Source organism: Enemella evansiae (genome assembly GCF_004362375.1).
In the GTDB taxonomy this organism is placed as follows: Bacteria; Actinomycetota; Actinomycetes; order Propionibacteriales; family Propionibacteriaceae; genus Enemella; species Enemella evansiae.
The window spans coordinates 908,781-925,454 of the sequence record NZ_SNXA01000008.1 but is presented as its reverse complement, the minus strand read 5'-3'; the positions used below and the strand labels follow the sequence as shown (position 1 = coordinate 925,454).

Here is a 16,674-nt window from a genome sequence, read left to right as displayed (position 1 = left end):
GGGCGGCGTGCCCGCTGCCACGCTGACCAGCGACCCGTCACGGTCAACGAGAACTACTTCCTGGGCCTGGCCCGCCGGCTACGGATCCCGGTCAGCCGGACCGAACTGATCCATGACAAGCATGGTCGCGCAGGTCTCGTCGTGGAACGCTTCGACCGCATCAGGCAGGGTGAAGACGTGGTCTCACTCGCCGTCGAGGACGCCTGCCAACTGTTGGATCTCTACCCGGCCGACAAGTACGCGGTCGGCAGCGAGGAGGTCACCCTGGCCGCGGCCGAGGTGTGCGCCGCCCGCCCGGTCGCCGCCCGAGCTGCGCTGACCCAGTTCGCGTTCGCCTGGCTCACCGGGAACGGTGACCTGCACGCCAAGAACCTTTCGGTGTTGCAGCAGCCGACCGGGGAGTGGCGGGTCGCGCCGGTCTACGACATCCCCTCGACGATGCCCTACGGGGACCTCACCATGGCGCTGCCCCTCGACGGGCGGCGCCGCGACCTGGAGGGGGTATCGGGGGGCCTGCTCAGGCGGTGAGCGGGCGGCTCGGGGCGCTCTCGTTCCACAGCCGGTCGTAGGCGGTCACCACATAGGTCACCGGTCCCGACGGGGCGTCGGCGTCGACCCAGGTCTGGACCCGCTGATCGGTCTGGGCCCGCACGGTGTCCACCAGATGGGTCGCATCGGCGAGCTGGTCCGCGGTCGGGGTGACCCGGCCGGGCAGCCGCCAGATCGCGTACGAGGTGGGACCGGCCGGGCCCCGGAAGTTCCAGCGCAGTTGGACCTGCTGGCCCTGCCGCCGGGCGTTCATCGCCACCGGCGCGGCGGGCGCCCGGCCGCCGAGATGGGTGATCACCGGAATGATCGCGGGCCGGCTGTAGTACTTCTCCACCATCCGGGAGGTCGCACCCCTGGCGTCGAGCCGCACATCCTTGGCGCTGAACCAGACATCGCCCTCGACCTCGGGATGGGCCTGGTTGAGCGCCAGGTGGTTCGCGAGCTCGTCCGGGTCGGTGAACGCGCCGGAGGTCACCTTGTAGGTCGCCTGCCCGATGTGGAGGGCGACGTCGGTGCCGGCCACCACGTCGGCCCACCAGGGCATGAGCTTCGCGTAGTCGGCGACCGGGAGGCCGATCTGCCAGTAGATCTGCGGGTTGATGTAGTCGACCCAGCCCTGTTTGACCCATTTCCGGGAGTCGGCGGAGATCGCGTCATAGGACTGGGTGCCGCTGGTGTCCGAGCCGAGCGGGTCGGCCGAGGCGTTGCGCCAGATGCCGAACGGACTGATGCCGAACTTCACCCAGGGCTTCTGGGCGTGGATCCGTTCGTGCATCTCCTGCACCAGGCGATTGATGTTGTCCCGGCGCCAGTCCTCGATCCGGGCGAAACCGCCGCCGTACCGGGCGTAGGTGTCGGCGTCCGGGTAGGGAGTGGTACCGGAGGGGTAGGGATAGAAGTAGTCGTCGAAGTGCACCCCGTCGAGGTCGTAGCGACCGACCGCGTCCAGCATCGCGTCCTCGACGAACCGGCGTACCTCGGGGATGCCGGGGTTGTAGTAGAGCTTGCCGCCGTAGCCGAAGGCCCAGTCGGGATTGACCCTCACCGGGTGGGTCGGGACCAGCTTCGCCGGATCGGTCTGCATCGAGACGCGGTAGGGGTTGAACCAGGCGTGGTACTCGAGATTTCGCTTGCGGGCCTCGGCGAGCTGGAACGCCATCGGGTCATACCCGGGATCGCCGCCCTGGCTGCCGGTGAGGTACTGCGACCACGGTTCGTACCGGGACGGCCAGAACGCGTCGGCGGTCGGGCGCACCTGGCAGATGATCGCGTTGAGATTCAGCTCGACGGCCAGATCGAGCCAGGCCACGAACTCGTCGCGCTGCTGCTGGGCGGTCAACCCGGTCCGGCTCGGCCAGTCGATGTTCACCACCGAGGACAGCCACATCGCCCGGAACTGCCGCTTCGGCCGGTCCGGATCGGTGCCCGCGGCGTACGCCGGAGTCGAGGTGGTCACCCCGGCCCAGAAGGCGCTGCCGGCCACCGCGGCGCCGCCGGCCAGGGCGAGGACGGTTCGGCGGTTCATCACTGGGTGGCTCACGTCCGGGTCTCCTTCGACGAGGGGTGGGGGCCAACGTTACCCGGCCGGGGTCCTCGCCGGTGCCGGCTGATGGCGAAACTCGGCTACCATGCCGGGCGTGGATTCACTGACCCTGTTGCCCGCCGTGGACGTCAAGGACGGCCAGGCCGTCCAGCTCGTACAGGGGGTCGACGGCACCGAGAAGGTGTTCGGGGACCCGCTCGCCGCAGCCCGCCGTTGGCAGGAGGCCGGGGCCGAGTGGATCCACCTGGTCGACCTGGACGCCGCCTTCGGTCGCGGCTCGAACGCCGCGGTGATCGCCGAGGTCACCAGCGCCATGGATCTCAAGGTCGAACTCTCCGGCGGCATCCGCGACGACGCCTCCCTGGAGCGGGCTCTGGCGACCGGCTGCGCGCGGGTCAACATCGGTACCGCCGCCCTGGAATCCCCCGACTGGGTCACCGAGGTGATCGACCGCCACGGTGACAAGATCGCCGTCGGTCTGGACGTCAAGGGTGACAAGCTCGCCGCCCGCGGCTGGACCTCCGAGGGTGGCGACGTCTTCGAGACCCTGGCCCGGCTCGAGGCCGCCGGCTGCGCCCGCTACGTGGTCACCGATGTGGCCAGCGACGGCATGCTGACCGGCCCCAACTACGAACTGCTCGGCGCGATCTGCGCCCGCACCAGCGCCCCCGTGGTCGCCTCCGGCGGCATCTCCAGCCTGGAGGACCTGCGCCGGCTCCGCGGCCTGGTGCCGATCGGCATCGAGGGCGCCATCATCGGAACCGCCCTCTACGTCGGCAACTTCAGCCTGGCCGACGCCCTCGAGGTCGCCCACGGCGAGCTCGATCCGGACGAGGCTCCCGACCAGGCCGACTCCGACGCCAGTCCCACGGAGCAGCAGTGAGTACCGCGGTACCGGCTCCCGCGAACCAGGGCCGGTCCGCGGCCCTGTCGGGCGAACTCCACGACGGCCCGCTGCTGGACGGCCCGATGGCCGAACTGCTGGCCGGGCAGAAGATCGTGATGACCGGGGTCACCGGTTTCATCGGCGAGCAGCTGCTCTGGAAGATCCTCACCGATCTGCCGGACACGACCGTCGGCGTACTGGTCCGCCGCAAGGGTTCCGCCTCGGCGTACGACCGGGTGGTCCAGCTGGTCAAGAAGAAGATCTTCAAAGACCTCCGGGACGCCGCCGGCGGCGCCGAGCAGCTGATCGCCGACCGGATCGAGGTGATCGAGGGCGACCTGCCGAACGTCCCCGATCTGCCGCGCGATCTCGATGTGCTGATCCACTGCGCCGGTGACGTCTCCTTCGACCCGCCCATCGACTCGGCGTTCAAGACCAACGTGCTCGGCACCAAGGCGCTGCTCGGCAAGCTGCGGGAGGCGATGTCGGACGAGAACGGCGATCTCGTGCGTACGCCCCACTATCTGCACGTGAGCACCGCCTACACCGCCGGTCGGCGCCGCGGCGCGATCCCGGAGGCCGCCCACGAGCACGACGCCGACTACGCCACCGAGACCGAGTGGGCGCTCAAGCTGGCCGAGCGGATCGAGATCGAGTCCCGCTCCCCGGAGCGGCTGACCGCGCTGCGGGAGGAGGCCGAGGCCCAGCACCGCAAGGCCGGTTACCTGACCACCGCCGCCGATACCGAGAAGCGCCGCAAGAACTGGGTGCACGAGCAGCTCGTCCAGGCCGGTACCGAGCGTGCCCGCTCGTTGGGCTGGACCGATGTCTACACCTTCGCCAAGGCGATGGGGGAGCGGATCGTGGCCGACCTGGGCCACGACATGCGGGTCTCGATCGTCCGCCCGGCGATTGTCGAATCCTCGCTGGTGCACCCCTATCCGGGGTGGATCGAGGGCTTCAAGATGGCCGAGCCGATCATCCTCGCCTACGGCAAGGGCAACCTGCCGGAGTTCCCGGCCAGCCCCGACTCGGTGATCGACATCGTGCCCTGCGACCACGTCGTGAACTGCATCCTGGCGGTCGCCGCGACCGAACCCGCGGTCGGCGAACCGGAGTTCTACCACGTCAACTCCGGTGCCCGGAATCCGCTCACCTTCCGCGACGTCTACGGCCACGTCCGCAACTACTTCACCGAGCATCCCTTCGACCGCGGCGATCGCGGGCCGACCGAGCTGCCGATCTGGAACTGGCCGGGCGCCACCCAGATCGAACGGGTGCTGTCCAGCTCCGAGGTCGCCTCCCGCTGGGCGGACCGGCTGCTCAGCTTCGCGCCGCGCTCCGGGCGTACCCGCTCGATCGCCAAGTCGCTGGACAAGACCCGCGGCCGGCTGGACTTCCTGCGCCGCTATCTGACGATCTACGGCGAATACCTGCGGACCGAGCTGCACTTCGTCGACGACCACACCCTCGCCCTGCACCGCTCCCTGCACGCCGACGACGTGGACCGCTGGGCCTTCGACACCGGGGTGATCGACTGGACCCACTACATCGAGGAGGTGCACTGCCCCTCGGTGACCGCGCCGGTCCGCCGGATGGATGCGGTACGCCGCCGCCGCGGCCAGCAGTCCCGCAGCTCGACCTTCAAGGACGTCTCCCGCTCCACCGCCGACCCGGCCAGCGTGGTCGCGGTCTTCGACCTGGACGGCACCGTGATGTCGGGCAACGTGATCGAGACCTACCTGTGGGCGAAGCTGCCGGAGCTGTCGCTGGCCGGCAAGGTGTCCGAGGTCGCCTCGATGATCGGCGCCCTGCCCGATCTGCTGCGCGCCGAGCGCCGCGACCGCGGCACCTTCCTGCGCGCGGTCTACCGCCGCTACGCCGGCGCCGACCTGGCGGCGCTGAACGAGGCTGTCGACGAGCGGATCAGCGAACAGATCCTGGAACGGCTCTCACCCGATGCGATCCGCCGGATCCGCGAGCACCGCGAGGCCGGGCACACCACGGTGCTGATGACCGGTGCGATCCGGCCGCTGACCCGGCCGCTGCGGCCGCTGTTCGACGTGATCGTCGCCGCCGAGCTGGCCACCGACACCGAGGGCCGCTGCACCGGCTTCCTCACCGGCCCGCCGATGGTCGGCGAATCCCGGTCCGCCTGGCTGCGGCACTGGGCCCGGTTGAACGGTATCGACCTCGCCCAGTCCTACGCGTACGCCGACTCGCACGTCGACCTGCCGATGCTGAGCGTGGTCGGGCACCCGGTCGCGGTGAACCCCGATGTGGGGCTGATGCGTGCGGCCAACCAGAACTCGTGGTCGATCGTGGAGTGGGCGGCGATGTCGCAGACGCCGCGCTGGTCGATCCCGTCGCAGAAGGAGAAGTGATGTCTCGTCCCGGTTTCGTCCTCGAGGTGGACGACCGTACGCCGCCGCTGCTGATCGGTGAGGGGGCGGGCTGCCGGCTGGAACGGCTGCCGGTGGGCACCCGGGTCGCCTATCCCGCGGAGTCGCTGCCCGGCGTACCGCATGTCGGCGAGGCGATCGACCAGGCGCTGTCCGCGCCGCTCGGGGCCGGCTCGGAGCCGGCCGCCCCGCTCGCGACCCGGTTGAAGCCCGGGATGAAGCTGGCGATCACCTTCACCGACGGGTCCCGGCCCGCGCCCTCGGCCGCCGCCCCCGACCTGCGCGGGCGGGTGCTGGAGCAGGTGCTGGAACTGGCCGCCGCGGCCGGGGTCGACGACGTCCGGCTGGTCGCCGCCAACGGGCTGCGCCGCAAGCAGACCTCCGATGAGCTGCGCGGCCTGGTCGGGGAGCGGGTGCACCGCTCCTTCGCGGTCCAGCAGCGGCTCACCGCCCACGACGCCGAGGCGCCCGACCTGGTCGAGGTGGCACCGGGCGTACTGCTCAACAAGGCGGTCGCCGAGGCCGACCTGGTCGTCAACGTGGTCCTCGTCGACCAGCCGCAGCGCACCGGCTGGGACCAGCTCGCGACCGGGCTGACCGGTACCGCGACCGCGTGGGCGCAGACCGGGCTCGGCGGTGACCCCGCGGTGCGCGCCGAGGTCGCCGGCGTGCTCGCCGACGAACTCGAGGTGTTCCAGATCGAGGTCGTCCTCGATCAGCAGCTCTTCCCACCCCAGTTGGGATTCCTGAGCCGTCGGGAGTGGGAGTGGAAGGTCCGTGACCGGGTCGCCTTCCTCGGCTTCCGGCAGTTCCAGGCGATCGCCCCGCACCGGGTCCGGCGGATGTATTTCGACACCAACCCGGCGCCCTACGGGGTGCTGCAGGTGGCCGCCGGCGACGTCACCGCCGTCGGTGCCGCCAGCGCCGAACTGGTCACCCGCCAGCAGGGGGTACGCCTCGGCGAGCCCGCCGACGTGCTGCTCGCCGGCCCGGCCCCGGTCACCGAGCACAACATCGGCGCGGTGATGAACCCGCTGATCGCCGCCTGGGACACCCTGGGCCGGACCTTCAACGCCTACACCGGCAAGCCGGCGGTCCGCGAGGGTGGCGCGATGATCCTGTTCCACCCGCTCACCCAGGCGTTCAACTCCCGCTTCCACACCGCGTCCGCGGACTTCTTCGCCGACGTGCTGCCGGCCACCGCCGACACCGGGCGGATCCGCAGCGAGTTCGAGCCGAAGTTCCTCGGGGATGAGTGGTACGCCAACCTCTACCGCACCCAGAACGCCTTCCACGGCGTGCATCCGCTGCAGCTGTGGTACGACACCCGGGCCGCGGTCGAGCACTGCGGCGACATCATCTGGGTCGGCGCCGACCGCTCCTCGGCCGAGCGGATGGGTTTCCGGGCCGCGTCCACGCTGGCCGACGCGCTGGAGATCGCCTCGGCCACCGTCGGCCGGAACCCGGCGATCACCCACCTGCACACCCCGCCGTCGATGCTGGCGGAGCTCTCGTGAGCAGCCCCGACCCGCAGCCGCGCCAGCTCGCCCGCTGGGCGCGTGGCGGTGCCCGCCGGCCGCGGCTGTGGCCCCGGTTGCGCGCCGACCTGCGCAAGGTGTCCGGGGTACGCGGGTGGGACGGGCCCGGCGAGCCGGCACCCGCGCCGGCGCCCCGGGCCCCGCGCGCACCGCTGCCCACCCCGGCCGCGGTGGTGCAGGCGGTCGGCAGCCTGACCAACCCGCGCGGGTTGCGCGCCGAGGGCGGCGATCCCGCGCAGCTGCCCGGCGGTGGCGTGCTGCTGGTCGCGAACCATCCCACCGCGGCCGCCGCCCGGTTGGTGCTGGCCCGGCTGCCGTGGGCCCGCCGGGTGCGGACCAGCGTGGTCGCGGCCCCGATCCCGGCGGGTCGGTTCGACCGGCTCGCGCAGCGGCTGCGGGACGGCGGCACCGTGCTGGTCTTCCCCGAGGGCCCGCCGAGCGCCGACGGCGGGCTCGGGGAGTTCGGTGACGACGCGGTCCGGCTGGCGACCCGCAGCGGCGCCCAGGTGGTGCCCGTCGGGATCCGCGGGGCGCTCAGCGCCGGCGGTCGGGAACGGCGCGGTGTCGACGGCCGCGCCCGGGTCGGCGTACGCCTCGGTGACCCGCTCACCGGTGCCGGGCTGACCGGGGCCGCCGAACAGCGCGCCGCGGTGCAGGCGCTGCTCACCGAGGATGCCGAGACCTGGTGGCAGGTGCAGCGGCGCAGCGACCCGGTACCGGCCGAACAGCCGCACGGCTGGCGGCAGACCTGGGCACAGACCGCGCCCGCCCGCCGCGGCGGCATGAAGGATGCGCCCCGCATCTGGCGGTGAAGGCCCGTGACCGGGGGGTCGAGGTTGGACGATCGTCCCGCTGGGTAACCCCTCGATGACGATAGAGTGTCTCCTTGTGCCCACAAGGGCATCACGAGCGCATGGGAGACGGCGGAGGGGGATGATGGCGCATCCACTGGACGACCTGACTCCGCTGACCTGGACCCCCGCAACCTTCGACGACATCGAGTCGATCCACGGATTGCTGACCGCGATCTACTACTTCGACGAGCCGGCCGAACGCTGGTCGGTCGAGGACCTGGAGGATGCCTTCACCCGCGCCGGTGCGGCGGTGAAGGAGACGATCTTCGTCGGCCGCGACCAGGATTCGATCGTGGCGCTGGCCTGGCACAACTTCATCGACTACCCCGGGGATCGGGTCCGGTTGATCGGCGAGGTGCATCCGGCGTACCGGCACCAGAAGATCGGCCGCAAGATGTTCGCCTGGCAGCGCGAGGCCGCCTGGGACTGGTGGCAGCTGGAGCATCCGAACCGGCCGCTGACGATGATCGCGCAGGTCGATGAGAAGCTCTCCGGCAAACGCGGGCTCTATCTGCACTCCGGGATGCGTGAGGTGCGCTGGTTCATCGACATGCACTGTTCGTTCGCCGAGATGGGGGACCGGCTCGACCGGGCCCTCACCCTGGGCCTGCGCGGGGTGCGGGTGATGCCGTTCGCGGCCGAGTACGCCGAGTCCACCCGGGTCTGCCACAACGAGGCCTTCGGCTCGGTGTGGGGGTCCGAGCCGATCGACGAGATCGCCTGGGCGGAGTCGCTGGCCCGCAGCCAGTCCCGGCCCGAGTGGTCCTGGGTGGCGCTCGATGACGACGACCAGGTGGTCGGCTACGCGCTGAACGCCAGCTACGGTGAGGACGACCTCGAGGGCTGGACCGATCACCTCGGCGTACGCCCCGGCTGGCGGGGACTCGGCCTGGCCCGTATCCTGCTGGCGCGCTCGCTGGACTCGTTCCGCACCGCCGGCCTGGACGGCGGCGGGCTGGGCGTGGACTCGCACAACGGCGGCGGGGTGGAGCTGTACCGTTCGATCGGGTACGAGGCCACCGACACCATCATCCAGTACGAGTGCATCGCGCCCGAGGACTTCGAGCGCGATGACATGAGGGACAGCAGGCAGAAAGGATCGGGCCGATGAGCGGTCATTCCAAGTGGGCGACCACCAAGCACAAGAAGGCCGTCATCGACGCCAAGCGCGGCAAGCTCTTCGCCAAGCTGATCAAGAACATCGAGGTCGCGGCGCGGCTCGGTGGCGGTGACCCCGCCGGCAACCCGACGCTCTATGACGCGATCCAGAAGGCGAAGAAGTCCTCGGTCCCCAACGACAACATCGACCGCGCCGTCAAGCGCGGTTCCGGTGCCGAGGCGGGCGGCGCGCAGTACGAGACGCTGTGGTACGAGGCGATGGCCCCCGGTGGCGTCGGCCTGCTGATCGAGTGCCTGACCGACAACCGGAACCGGTCCGCCTCCGACGTCCGGGTCGCGGTGACCCGCAACGGCGGCTCGATGGCCGATGCCGGGTCGGTCTCGCGGCTCTACCAGCGCAAGGGTGTCGTCGAGGTCGCCAAGGACCAGGACGGCAAGGTCGTCACCGAGGACGCGCTGCTCGAGGCCACCCTGGAGGCCGGTGTCGAGGACGTCGCCGACCAGGGCCCGGGTTTCACGCTGACTTCGGAGCCGAACGATGTCGTCGAGGTCCGCAAGGCCGTCCAGGCCGCCGGGCTGGACTACGAGTCGGCCGAGGTCCAGATGGTCCCCGACTACGACAACCCGGTGGACGCCGAGACCGCCGAGAAGATCGAGCGGATCATCGACGCCCTCGACGACTCCGACGACGTGCAGAACGTGTACGCCAACTACGAGCCCCCCGCCGACGAGTCCTGATCTCAACGCTCATCGAGTAGGGCGCCCCGCGCCCGCATCGAACCCCGCTCATCGAGTAGGGCGCCCCGCGCCCGTGTCGAGATGAGTGTGGCCGGATCTCTTGTACGGCGGTTGAGCGAGCGAGGTACGAGCGAGTCGAAACCCCGCGATCCCCGTGCCCGAGGTGACCGAGATCGTCGCGACGGATGTCGGTCGCTGCCGATAGGGTGAACTCGAGATTGGATCGAGCGGGGCCTGAGGAGTCTTCGCTCCTGTTCGAAGGACCAGCACCTTGGCCGTGCTCACCCCCGCCGAGCGGATCAACCGCGCCGCCGCACTCGTCGCCGAGGCACTGGCCCCGCTGACCACGGCCAACGCACCCCGTGGCGGTGAGATCGACTCCTGGCTGGCGGTGTTCGCCGAATCGGATCGGGTCAGCGGACGCCCCCCGGTGCGGCGCAGCATGCGCGATCCCCGGGTCCTGCTGCAGGTCCAGGCCCGATACTGGAAGACCTTCCGATACCCGACCCGACCCCAGCAGACCGCCTGGGCCAAAGAACTGCTCCAGGGGTTGAACAAGGCGGCGCACGAACCCGATCGACTCGGGCTGGCGGAGGCGGTGCGGTTGCTCGGCATCGCGCACGAGTACGCCCTCAGCGTCGACGCCGACGAGGCGGTCGGTGCGCGGCTCGAGCAGCTGCATGTCGACCTGATGCGGGAATTGCTGAACGAGCAACCGACCGCGGCCGAGGCGCCGGCCCCCGAACCCTCGACCGATGCGCCGCCGGTCCAGCCCGCGCCACCGCAGCCGGCTCCTGCACAACCGGCCCCTGCACAACCGGCGTCCGTGCCGGCGGCACCACCCGCCGACGAGGAGGAGGTCCGCGCGGATACGGTCGAGGGGGCCGTCCCGCAACAGGACGACAATGCGCTGCTGATCGAGCTCGTCACCCGATTCGGCCAGCAGATCCCCGGCAGCTTCCTCGGCCTCGATTACCGCTACATCACCCACGGTGACATCAGGGTCATCGTCTTCTTCCGCCAGGACCTGAACTTCGCACTCGTACACAACCGGGTCAGTCCCCTGGCGGGTGTCGCGGTGGCGCGGGTCGCCGGCGAGGACAGCGACCTGGAGGTGCGCGACCTGCGGGCCCATCTGGGCAGTCTGCCGGATCGAACCGACGCCGAATGGTCGCTCGCCGGCCCCTTGCCGGGCCGGTCGAGCTGGTGGGCGAGTCCCGCGGAGCTCAGTTGGCAGTTGCCGGTGGATCACTTCATCGAGGTCGACGAGGCGAGAGCGGACTCGATCGAGTTCTCCTTCACCCATCGCGGTGAGACCGTCCGGGAGTCGATCCCGATCCGCATCCTGGCGCACGACCAGTGGGCCGCGCGGGCGGTCCCCGAGTTGATCGCCGCGTTCGTCCGCCCGCGGGCGGAGGCGGTGACCCGGATCCTGTCGACCGCATCGGATCTGTTGGGGCGCCGCACCGGCAACCCCTCCCTGGTGGGATATCAGGACACCCCCGAGCGGGTGGATGAAACCGCCCGCGCCATCTATGACGCGATCCACGAACTGGGCATCCGCTACGCCGAACCACCAGCGAACTTCGAGCACGACGGGCAGAAGGTCCGCACCGCCGATGTGGTGGTGCGATCGCTGATGGGCACCTGCATCGACACGGCGGTGCTGTTCGCCGCGACGCTCGAGGAGGCTGGTCTCCAGCCGTTCATCGTCTTCGTGCCCGGGCACGCCATGGTCGCCTACACCCGTCGCGACCTGGGCACCGAGATGGTCCTGGCCGGGACCGAGGAGGTGAGCAACCTGGTGGGCAGCGGCATCTTCGTGCCGATCGAGACGACCGCGGCCACGGCCGGCTCGCAGCTCGGCTTCGTGGAGGCCGTGACCCGGGCCAGCCAGACGATCGCGAATCATCCCGGCGCCACCCGGTTGATCAACATCAGCGCCGCACATCGCCGGGTCCGGCCGCTTCCGACCCTGGTGGACCGTGAGGGCGTACGCACGATCGTCGTCGTCGAACAGTCCCGGCCCTCGATCCGGACCCCGCTCACCGACGGTTCCCATTCCTCGGGTGGCACCAAGGACCTGACTGCCAGCGGATTCCCGCTCCGGGTCCAGCGGTGGCGTTCGGACCTGCTCGATCTGTCGCTGCGCAACCCGTTGCTCAAGCTGGCCGACTCCCGGGGTCTGGAATTGCTGGTGCCCGGGGAGGACCTCGGCGAACTCGAAGACCGTCTCGCGCAGAACGCCGCGGTGCGGCTGACGCCCGATCACCAGGTGGACGCGCTCGATCGCGAGCGCGGTCTGGTCTCCGCAGCCCAGTTCGACTCCGCCACCTTGTCCCGGCTGTTCCGTGAAGAGGGGCGCACCTTCGTCCGCAGCGTGCGCGGCAGTTCGGAGCGCAAACTGGTCCAGCTGCGCCGCGACGCGAAGGCGCTGAAGGAGGAGACCGGCGCAACCGCGCTCTTCGTCAGCCTGGGGCTGTTGACCTGGCGGGCCGGGCGCGATCAGGTCGCGCGCAGTCCGTTGTTCCTGCTGCCCGTGGAGCTGACCGGCAGCAGGACCCGGCCCTATGAGATCCGACTCGAGCCGAACGCAGAGATCCAGCCGAATCACTGTCTCATCGAGAAGCTGCGTCAGGAGTTCAACCTCTCGCTGCCGCAGCTCGAACAGCCGCCCACCGACGATGCGGGCATCGACCTGCCGCGGGTGTTCCGGGAGTTGCGCGAGAGCTTCGTCGAGAACCGTCTCGATTTCGCGGTCGATGCCCGCAGTCACCTGGCGATCCTGCAGTTCGCCACCCTGGACATGTGGCGCGACCTGAGCGAGAACTGGGAACGCTTCACCTCCTCGAACGTGGTCAACCACCTGATCCACAGCGGGGGCGAACTCTTCTCCGATCCGGTGCAGGATCGCCCGGTGCTGCCCACCGACGAGGCGGACGCCTACCTGCCGGTGCCCGCGGACGGGAGCCAGTTGGAAGCGGTCGTCGCCGCGTCCCAGGGGCGCACATTCGTGCTGGAAGGACCACCGGGGACCGGCAAATCACAGACCATCACCAACATGATCGCCGACGGGCTCGCCGCCGGGCGTACGGTCCTGTTCGTCGCCGAGAAGCAGGCGGCGCTGACGGTCGTGCACGACCGGTTGAAGCGGATCGGGTTGGAACCGCTGGTGCTGAACGTGCACGGCAAGGACCAGTCGGCTGCGCAGGTGCGCCAGCAGCTCCGCTCGGCCATCGATGAGGTACGCAAGGGCAACGAGGTGGTCTTCGAGGAGAACCGGACCCGCCTGCGGCGATCAATCGAACACCTGGCCGCCTACCCGGGGCTGCTGCATCGGGGCGAGCCGGGGCAATCCATCTGGGAGCGGTACCAGCGGTGTCTGCTGCTGCAGCGCCGACTGCCGGATGCCGAGGGCTGGCAAGCGGCCGAGATCCCCGTCACCGCGGCACTGCTGGAGCTCGACCCCGCCCGCCTGCATGCCATCGTCGGCGCCGTGTCCGACGCGGCCCTGCGCAGCAGGGGACAGACGCTGCCACCGGAATGGGACCTGATCGGCCCACCCGCAGCCGGGCCGGACGGCGACCGCGCCGCCCCGATCCTGGCGGCGGCGCGGGCACTGGCCGATGCGGCCGACGCGCTGCCCCCGGAACTGGCCACCACGGTGGGTGGCCTCGATCCCGATCAGGCGACCGTTCTGGAGGCCTGGCTGGCGGATCTGCCCAGTCGTCGCGCCGTGCTCCCGGGGCAACTCGGTCAGCCTCGGCTGCCCGCCGCTGACCTTGCTCGTCGGGTCGCCGACCTGCAGTCATTCCGGCAGCGTTGGGATCCCGCACAGGTTCCGTTCACCCGGGCCGCGGCCCTCGCCGACTGTGAGTCGCTGCAGGCCGAATACGAGGCCGCGCAGCGCAGCGGGATCATGCAGCGCGGACGGTTGACCAAGCTGGCGCTCGGCAAGATCGCTTCGTACGCCGAGCCGGCGCACGAGGCGGCCGTTCGAGCGGATCCGCTGCGCTTCCTGGCATCGCTGCGGATGTACCGGCAGGAGCATCAGGAACTGGGGAGGCGGCTCTCGGCGGGCATCCCGCAGCTGGCGGGCAAGGACCTGCGCGGCAACGAGGCGCTCCAGATCCTTGGGGCCATGTTGACCACCGAGCGCGACTACGAGCAGCACGCGGACCTGACCAGGCATCTCGTGGCGCGGCTCCCGGATGTCGCGCCACGACTGGATGCCCTCGTCCAGCGGGACCCGGACGGCGCGGAGGCGGGCCGACCGGGGGCGAGCCTGCGGGCGTTCAACGAGGCCTGGTCGCGGTTGCGCCAGGTCGCGAACAGCACCGAGCGCTCGCTGACTGCCTGGTTGGCGGGCCAGCGTCTGCTGCAGCGGATCAGCCAGTGTGCGCAGCATTGGCGCTCCGCCTCCGCCAGCGACCAGGCGGTGGCCGACTTCCGACGCCGGTTGGAATTCGGTGATGCGCTCCAGACCCTCGACGAATACGGCCTGGCCCCGGTCGCCGACCAGATTCGACGGGGGCGCCCGACAGCGGCGCTGACGGATGCGATCGAGCTCGCCGTCGAGCGCCGTCGTCTCGCCGACCAGTTGCGAGCAGAAGATCTGGACGTCTTCGATTCCGCCACCCGAGCCAGCCAGGTCGGTGACTATGTGCGGGTGGCGAAGGAGCTGAAGCGGCAGACCTGGAGTGAGCTGCCTGCTCGGCTGCTGCAGCGCCGCAATGCCGGGGCGGTGAGCGTCGGCCTGCGCAAGGAGATCGATCGCAAGCGGGGTGGGTCGATCCGGAGGTTGTTCGAGGCGCACGGCGGCGAGATTCTCGGTCTCACCCCGGTGGTGTTGATGAGCCCGGCCTCGGTGGCCCGCTTCCTGCCCGCCGACGGGATCCGTTTCGACACCGTCATCTTCGACGAGGCCTCCCAGGTACGGGTGGCCGACTCGGTCGGCGCGCTCGGCCGCGCCGACGCGGCCATCATCGTCGGCGACTCGAAGCAGATGCCGCCGACCAACATGTTTCGGCAGAGCACGACCGATGCCGACGAGGATCCCCCGGCCACCATCGGCACCGCGGTGGCGGGGGAGAGTGCTGGTCAGCTCGAAGCGATGAGCCCGGACCAGGAATCGATCCTCTCCGAGGCCGTCGGATCCGGGTTGGAGCAGAAGTGGCTGAGCTGGCACTACCGCTCCCAGCACGAGCAGTTGATCAGCTTCTCCAACATGAAGTACTACAACGGCCAGCTCCAGGTGTTCCCCGGTCCGCCGGAGCATCGCCCGGAGCTGGGGATCCGTGCCGAGTTCGTCGGCGGCGTCTTCGACCGCGGCGCCACCCGCACCAATCGCGCCGAGGCGGACCGGATCGTCGCCGACATCGGCAGCCGACTGGCGAACCAGCCGGAGGTCTCGATCGGGGTGGTCACCTTCAACACCCAGCAACGGGATCTGATCCTGGATCTGCTGGAGCAATCGGAGGATCCGCTCATCCGACAGGCACTCGAGCGGGAGCAGGAACCACTGTTCGTGAAGAACCTGGAGAATGTCCAGGGTGACGAGCGTGACGCGATCCTGTTCTCGATCGCCTTCTCCCGCAACCCCGAAACAGGCGTACTCAGTCACAACTTCGGCCCACTCAACAACGTCGGTGGCGAGCGCCGATTCAATGTCGCCATCACCCGCGCCCGGTCGACGGTGATCCTCTACACCTCGATCCGATCAACCGACATCGACCTCGCCAAGACCCGGGCCGAGGGCCTGCAGCATCTCAAGGAATATCTCGCCTACGCCGAGGGCACCGCGCACGCGGCCCTGGGCGGCACCCAGCAGTTCGATGCCGAGGATCTCTACCGCGAGGAACTCGCCACCGCGCTCCGCAGCCGCGGGCTCGAGGTGATCTCCGATGTCGGTACGTCCCGATTCCGGGTCGACCTCGCAGTGCGCGCGAGCGCGGAGCACGGATGGTTGGCGCTGGTGCTGGACACTCGCGAGTGGGCCGGGCGCGCGATCACCGCCGACCGTGAATCGCTCCCGGGGGAGATCCTGCAGGGAGTGATGGGCTGGCGGGACACCGTGCAGGTGCTGCTGCCGGCCTGGATCCAGGACCCCGCCGCCGTGCTCACGATGGTTGCGGAACGGGCGGAATCGTTGCGACCGCAGCCGGTCGCGGCCACCCCGCCCGGGGAGCAGGTGCCCGAGCCGCTGGCCGCGGAACCGACCGCGGCGCGGGCTCCGGCCGATACCGACGACCTCGCCCTCGTCCCGCGCATCGATGAGATCGACCCGTTGGCACCCATCCGCGGGCAGGCGGTCACCGAGCAACCGGCGGGACCGACGACGGTGGATCGCACGCGAGCCCATCCGTTCGTGGCCGCCGACACCGGTGTGGTGGGGGAGCCGTCGATCTTGGACGATCTTCGCGACGCGGAGCAGCGCGCACTGGTCGCCGCCCAGCTGACCGAGGTGATCGAGACCGAGGGCCCGGTGGAGGCGGTCCGGGCGGCGAAGATCGTCGCCGGCCGGTTCGGCCATGGCCGGATCCGATTGAACCGGGTCGGCGAGATCCTGCGCTGTGCGACGACCGATCCGCAGTGGCATCCGGAGTTCGGCAGGTTCTTCTGGCCGGCTGGCCTCAGCGATGAGAGCTATCGCGGATATCGGCCGCGAACCAGCACGATCCCGATCGACGAGCTCAACCATGTCGAGATCGCCAATGCCATGACCGACATCCTGCGAACGCAGGGGCCGATGAACCAGGACACCGTGCTTCGGGAAACGATGGCCACCTTCGGATATGCGCGGATGGGTCCGCAGATCCGGGCCCGGTTGACCGCGGTGCTGCGGTGGGCCCTGGCCGAGGGAAGGATCCAGAGCGCCGGCAACGGCTTGCTCGAGCCGGGCACGTGACTGGGTCTCATCTCGACACGGCCGCCCTTGCTCCGCTTCGCTGCGCAGGGCGGCCCACTCGATGAGCGTCCTGACCGAGGGCCGTGTCGCTCGTCGGCGTACCCGGATCCGCCCACTAGGCTGTCGAACGTCTGTTCG

General features: G+C 70.2%; 8 protein-coding genes and 1 pseudogene. 8 read left to right on the top strand and 1 reads right to left on the bottom strand.

Annotated features, from left to right (window positions below; genetic code table 11):
* Positions 1–48: 48 nt before the first annotated feature.
* Positions 49–528 (top strand): annotated as a pseudogene (locus C8D81_RS05010) (type II toxin-antitoxin system HipA family toxin); the annotation flags it as partial.
* On the opposite strand, the gene C8D81_RS05005 reads toward C8D81_RS05010, so the two are convergent.
* Positions 518–2,089 carry a glycoside hydrolase family 10 protein gene (locus C8D81_RS05005; RefSeq protein ID WP_229237917.1) on the bottom strand — a complete coding sequence of 524 codons (1,572 nt, stop codon included), beginning with the start codon at positions 2,087–2,089 and terminating at the stop codon, positions 518–520. The pseudogene C8D81_RS05010 and the gene C8D81_RS05005 sit on opposite strands and share 11 nt — an antisense overlap.
* An 88-nt stretch (positions 2,090–2,177) precedes the next feature.
* Between C8D81_RS05005 and priA the strand changes: the two genes are divergently transcribed.
* The 7 genes from priA (at position 2,178) to C8D81_RS04970 (ending at position 16,536) form a co-directional block, all read left to right on the top strand.
* A complete protein-coding gene (gene priA, locus C8D81_RS05000; RefSeq protein ID WP_094357039.1) occupies positions 2,178–2,975 on the top strand; it encodes a bifunctional 1-(5-phosphoribosyl)-5-((5-phosphoribosylamino)methylideneamino)imidazole-4-carboxamide isomerase/phosphoribosylanthranilate isomerase PriA in 798 nt (265 codons plus the stop codon).
* A complete protein-coding gene (locus C8D81_RS04995; RefSeq protein ID WP_324614817.1) occupies positions 2,972–5,362 on the top strand; it encodes an HAD-IB family hydrolase in 2,391 nt (796 codons plus the stop codon). The genes priA and C8D81_RS04995 overlap by 4 nt, the downstream gene beginning before the upstream one ends.
* Positions 5,362–6,897 (top strand): lactate racemase domain-containing protein, encoded by a 1,536-nt coding sequence (locus tag C8D81_RS04990; protein ID WP_133625647.1) that lies wholly within the window; start codon positions 5,362–5,364, stop codon positions 6,895–6,897. Before C8D81_RS04995 ends, C8D81_RS04990 begins: the two co-directional genes overlap by 1 nt.
* Positions 6,894–7,730 carry a lysophospholipid acyltransferase family protein gene (locus tag C8D81_RS04985; RefSeq protein ID WP_166646676.1) on the top strand — a complete coding sequence of 279 codons (837 nt, stop codon included), beginning with the start codon at positions 6,894–6,896 and terminating at the stop codon, positions 7,728–7,730. Before C8D81_RS04990 ends, C8D81_RS04985 begins: the two co-directional genes overlap by 4 nt.
* A 124-nt stretch (positions 7,731–7,854) precedes the next feature.
* Complete coding sequence (locus C8D81_RS04980; protein ID WP_166646675.1) at positions 7,855–8,883, top strand: GNAT family N-acetyltransferase; 1,029 nt, start codon at positions 7,855–7,857, stop codon at positions 8,881–8,883.
* A complete protein-coding gene (locus C8D81_RS04975; RefSeq protein ID WP_094359330.1) occupies positions 8,880–9,629 on the top strand; it encodes a YebC/PmpR family DNA-binding transcriptional regulator in 750 nt (249 codons plus the stop codon). The genes C8D81_RS04980 and C8D81_RS04975 overlap by 4 nt, the downstream gene beginning before the upstream one ends.
* Positions 9,630–9,906: 277 nt before the next feature.
* Complete coding sequence (locus C8D81_RS04970) at positions 9,907–16,536, top strand: DUF4011 domain-containing protein (protein ID WP_229237937.1); 6,630 nt, start codon at positions 9,907–9,909, stop codon at positions 16,534–16,536.
* Positions 16,537–16,674 lie beyond the last annotated feature (138 nt).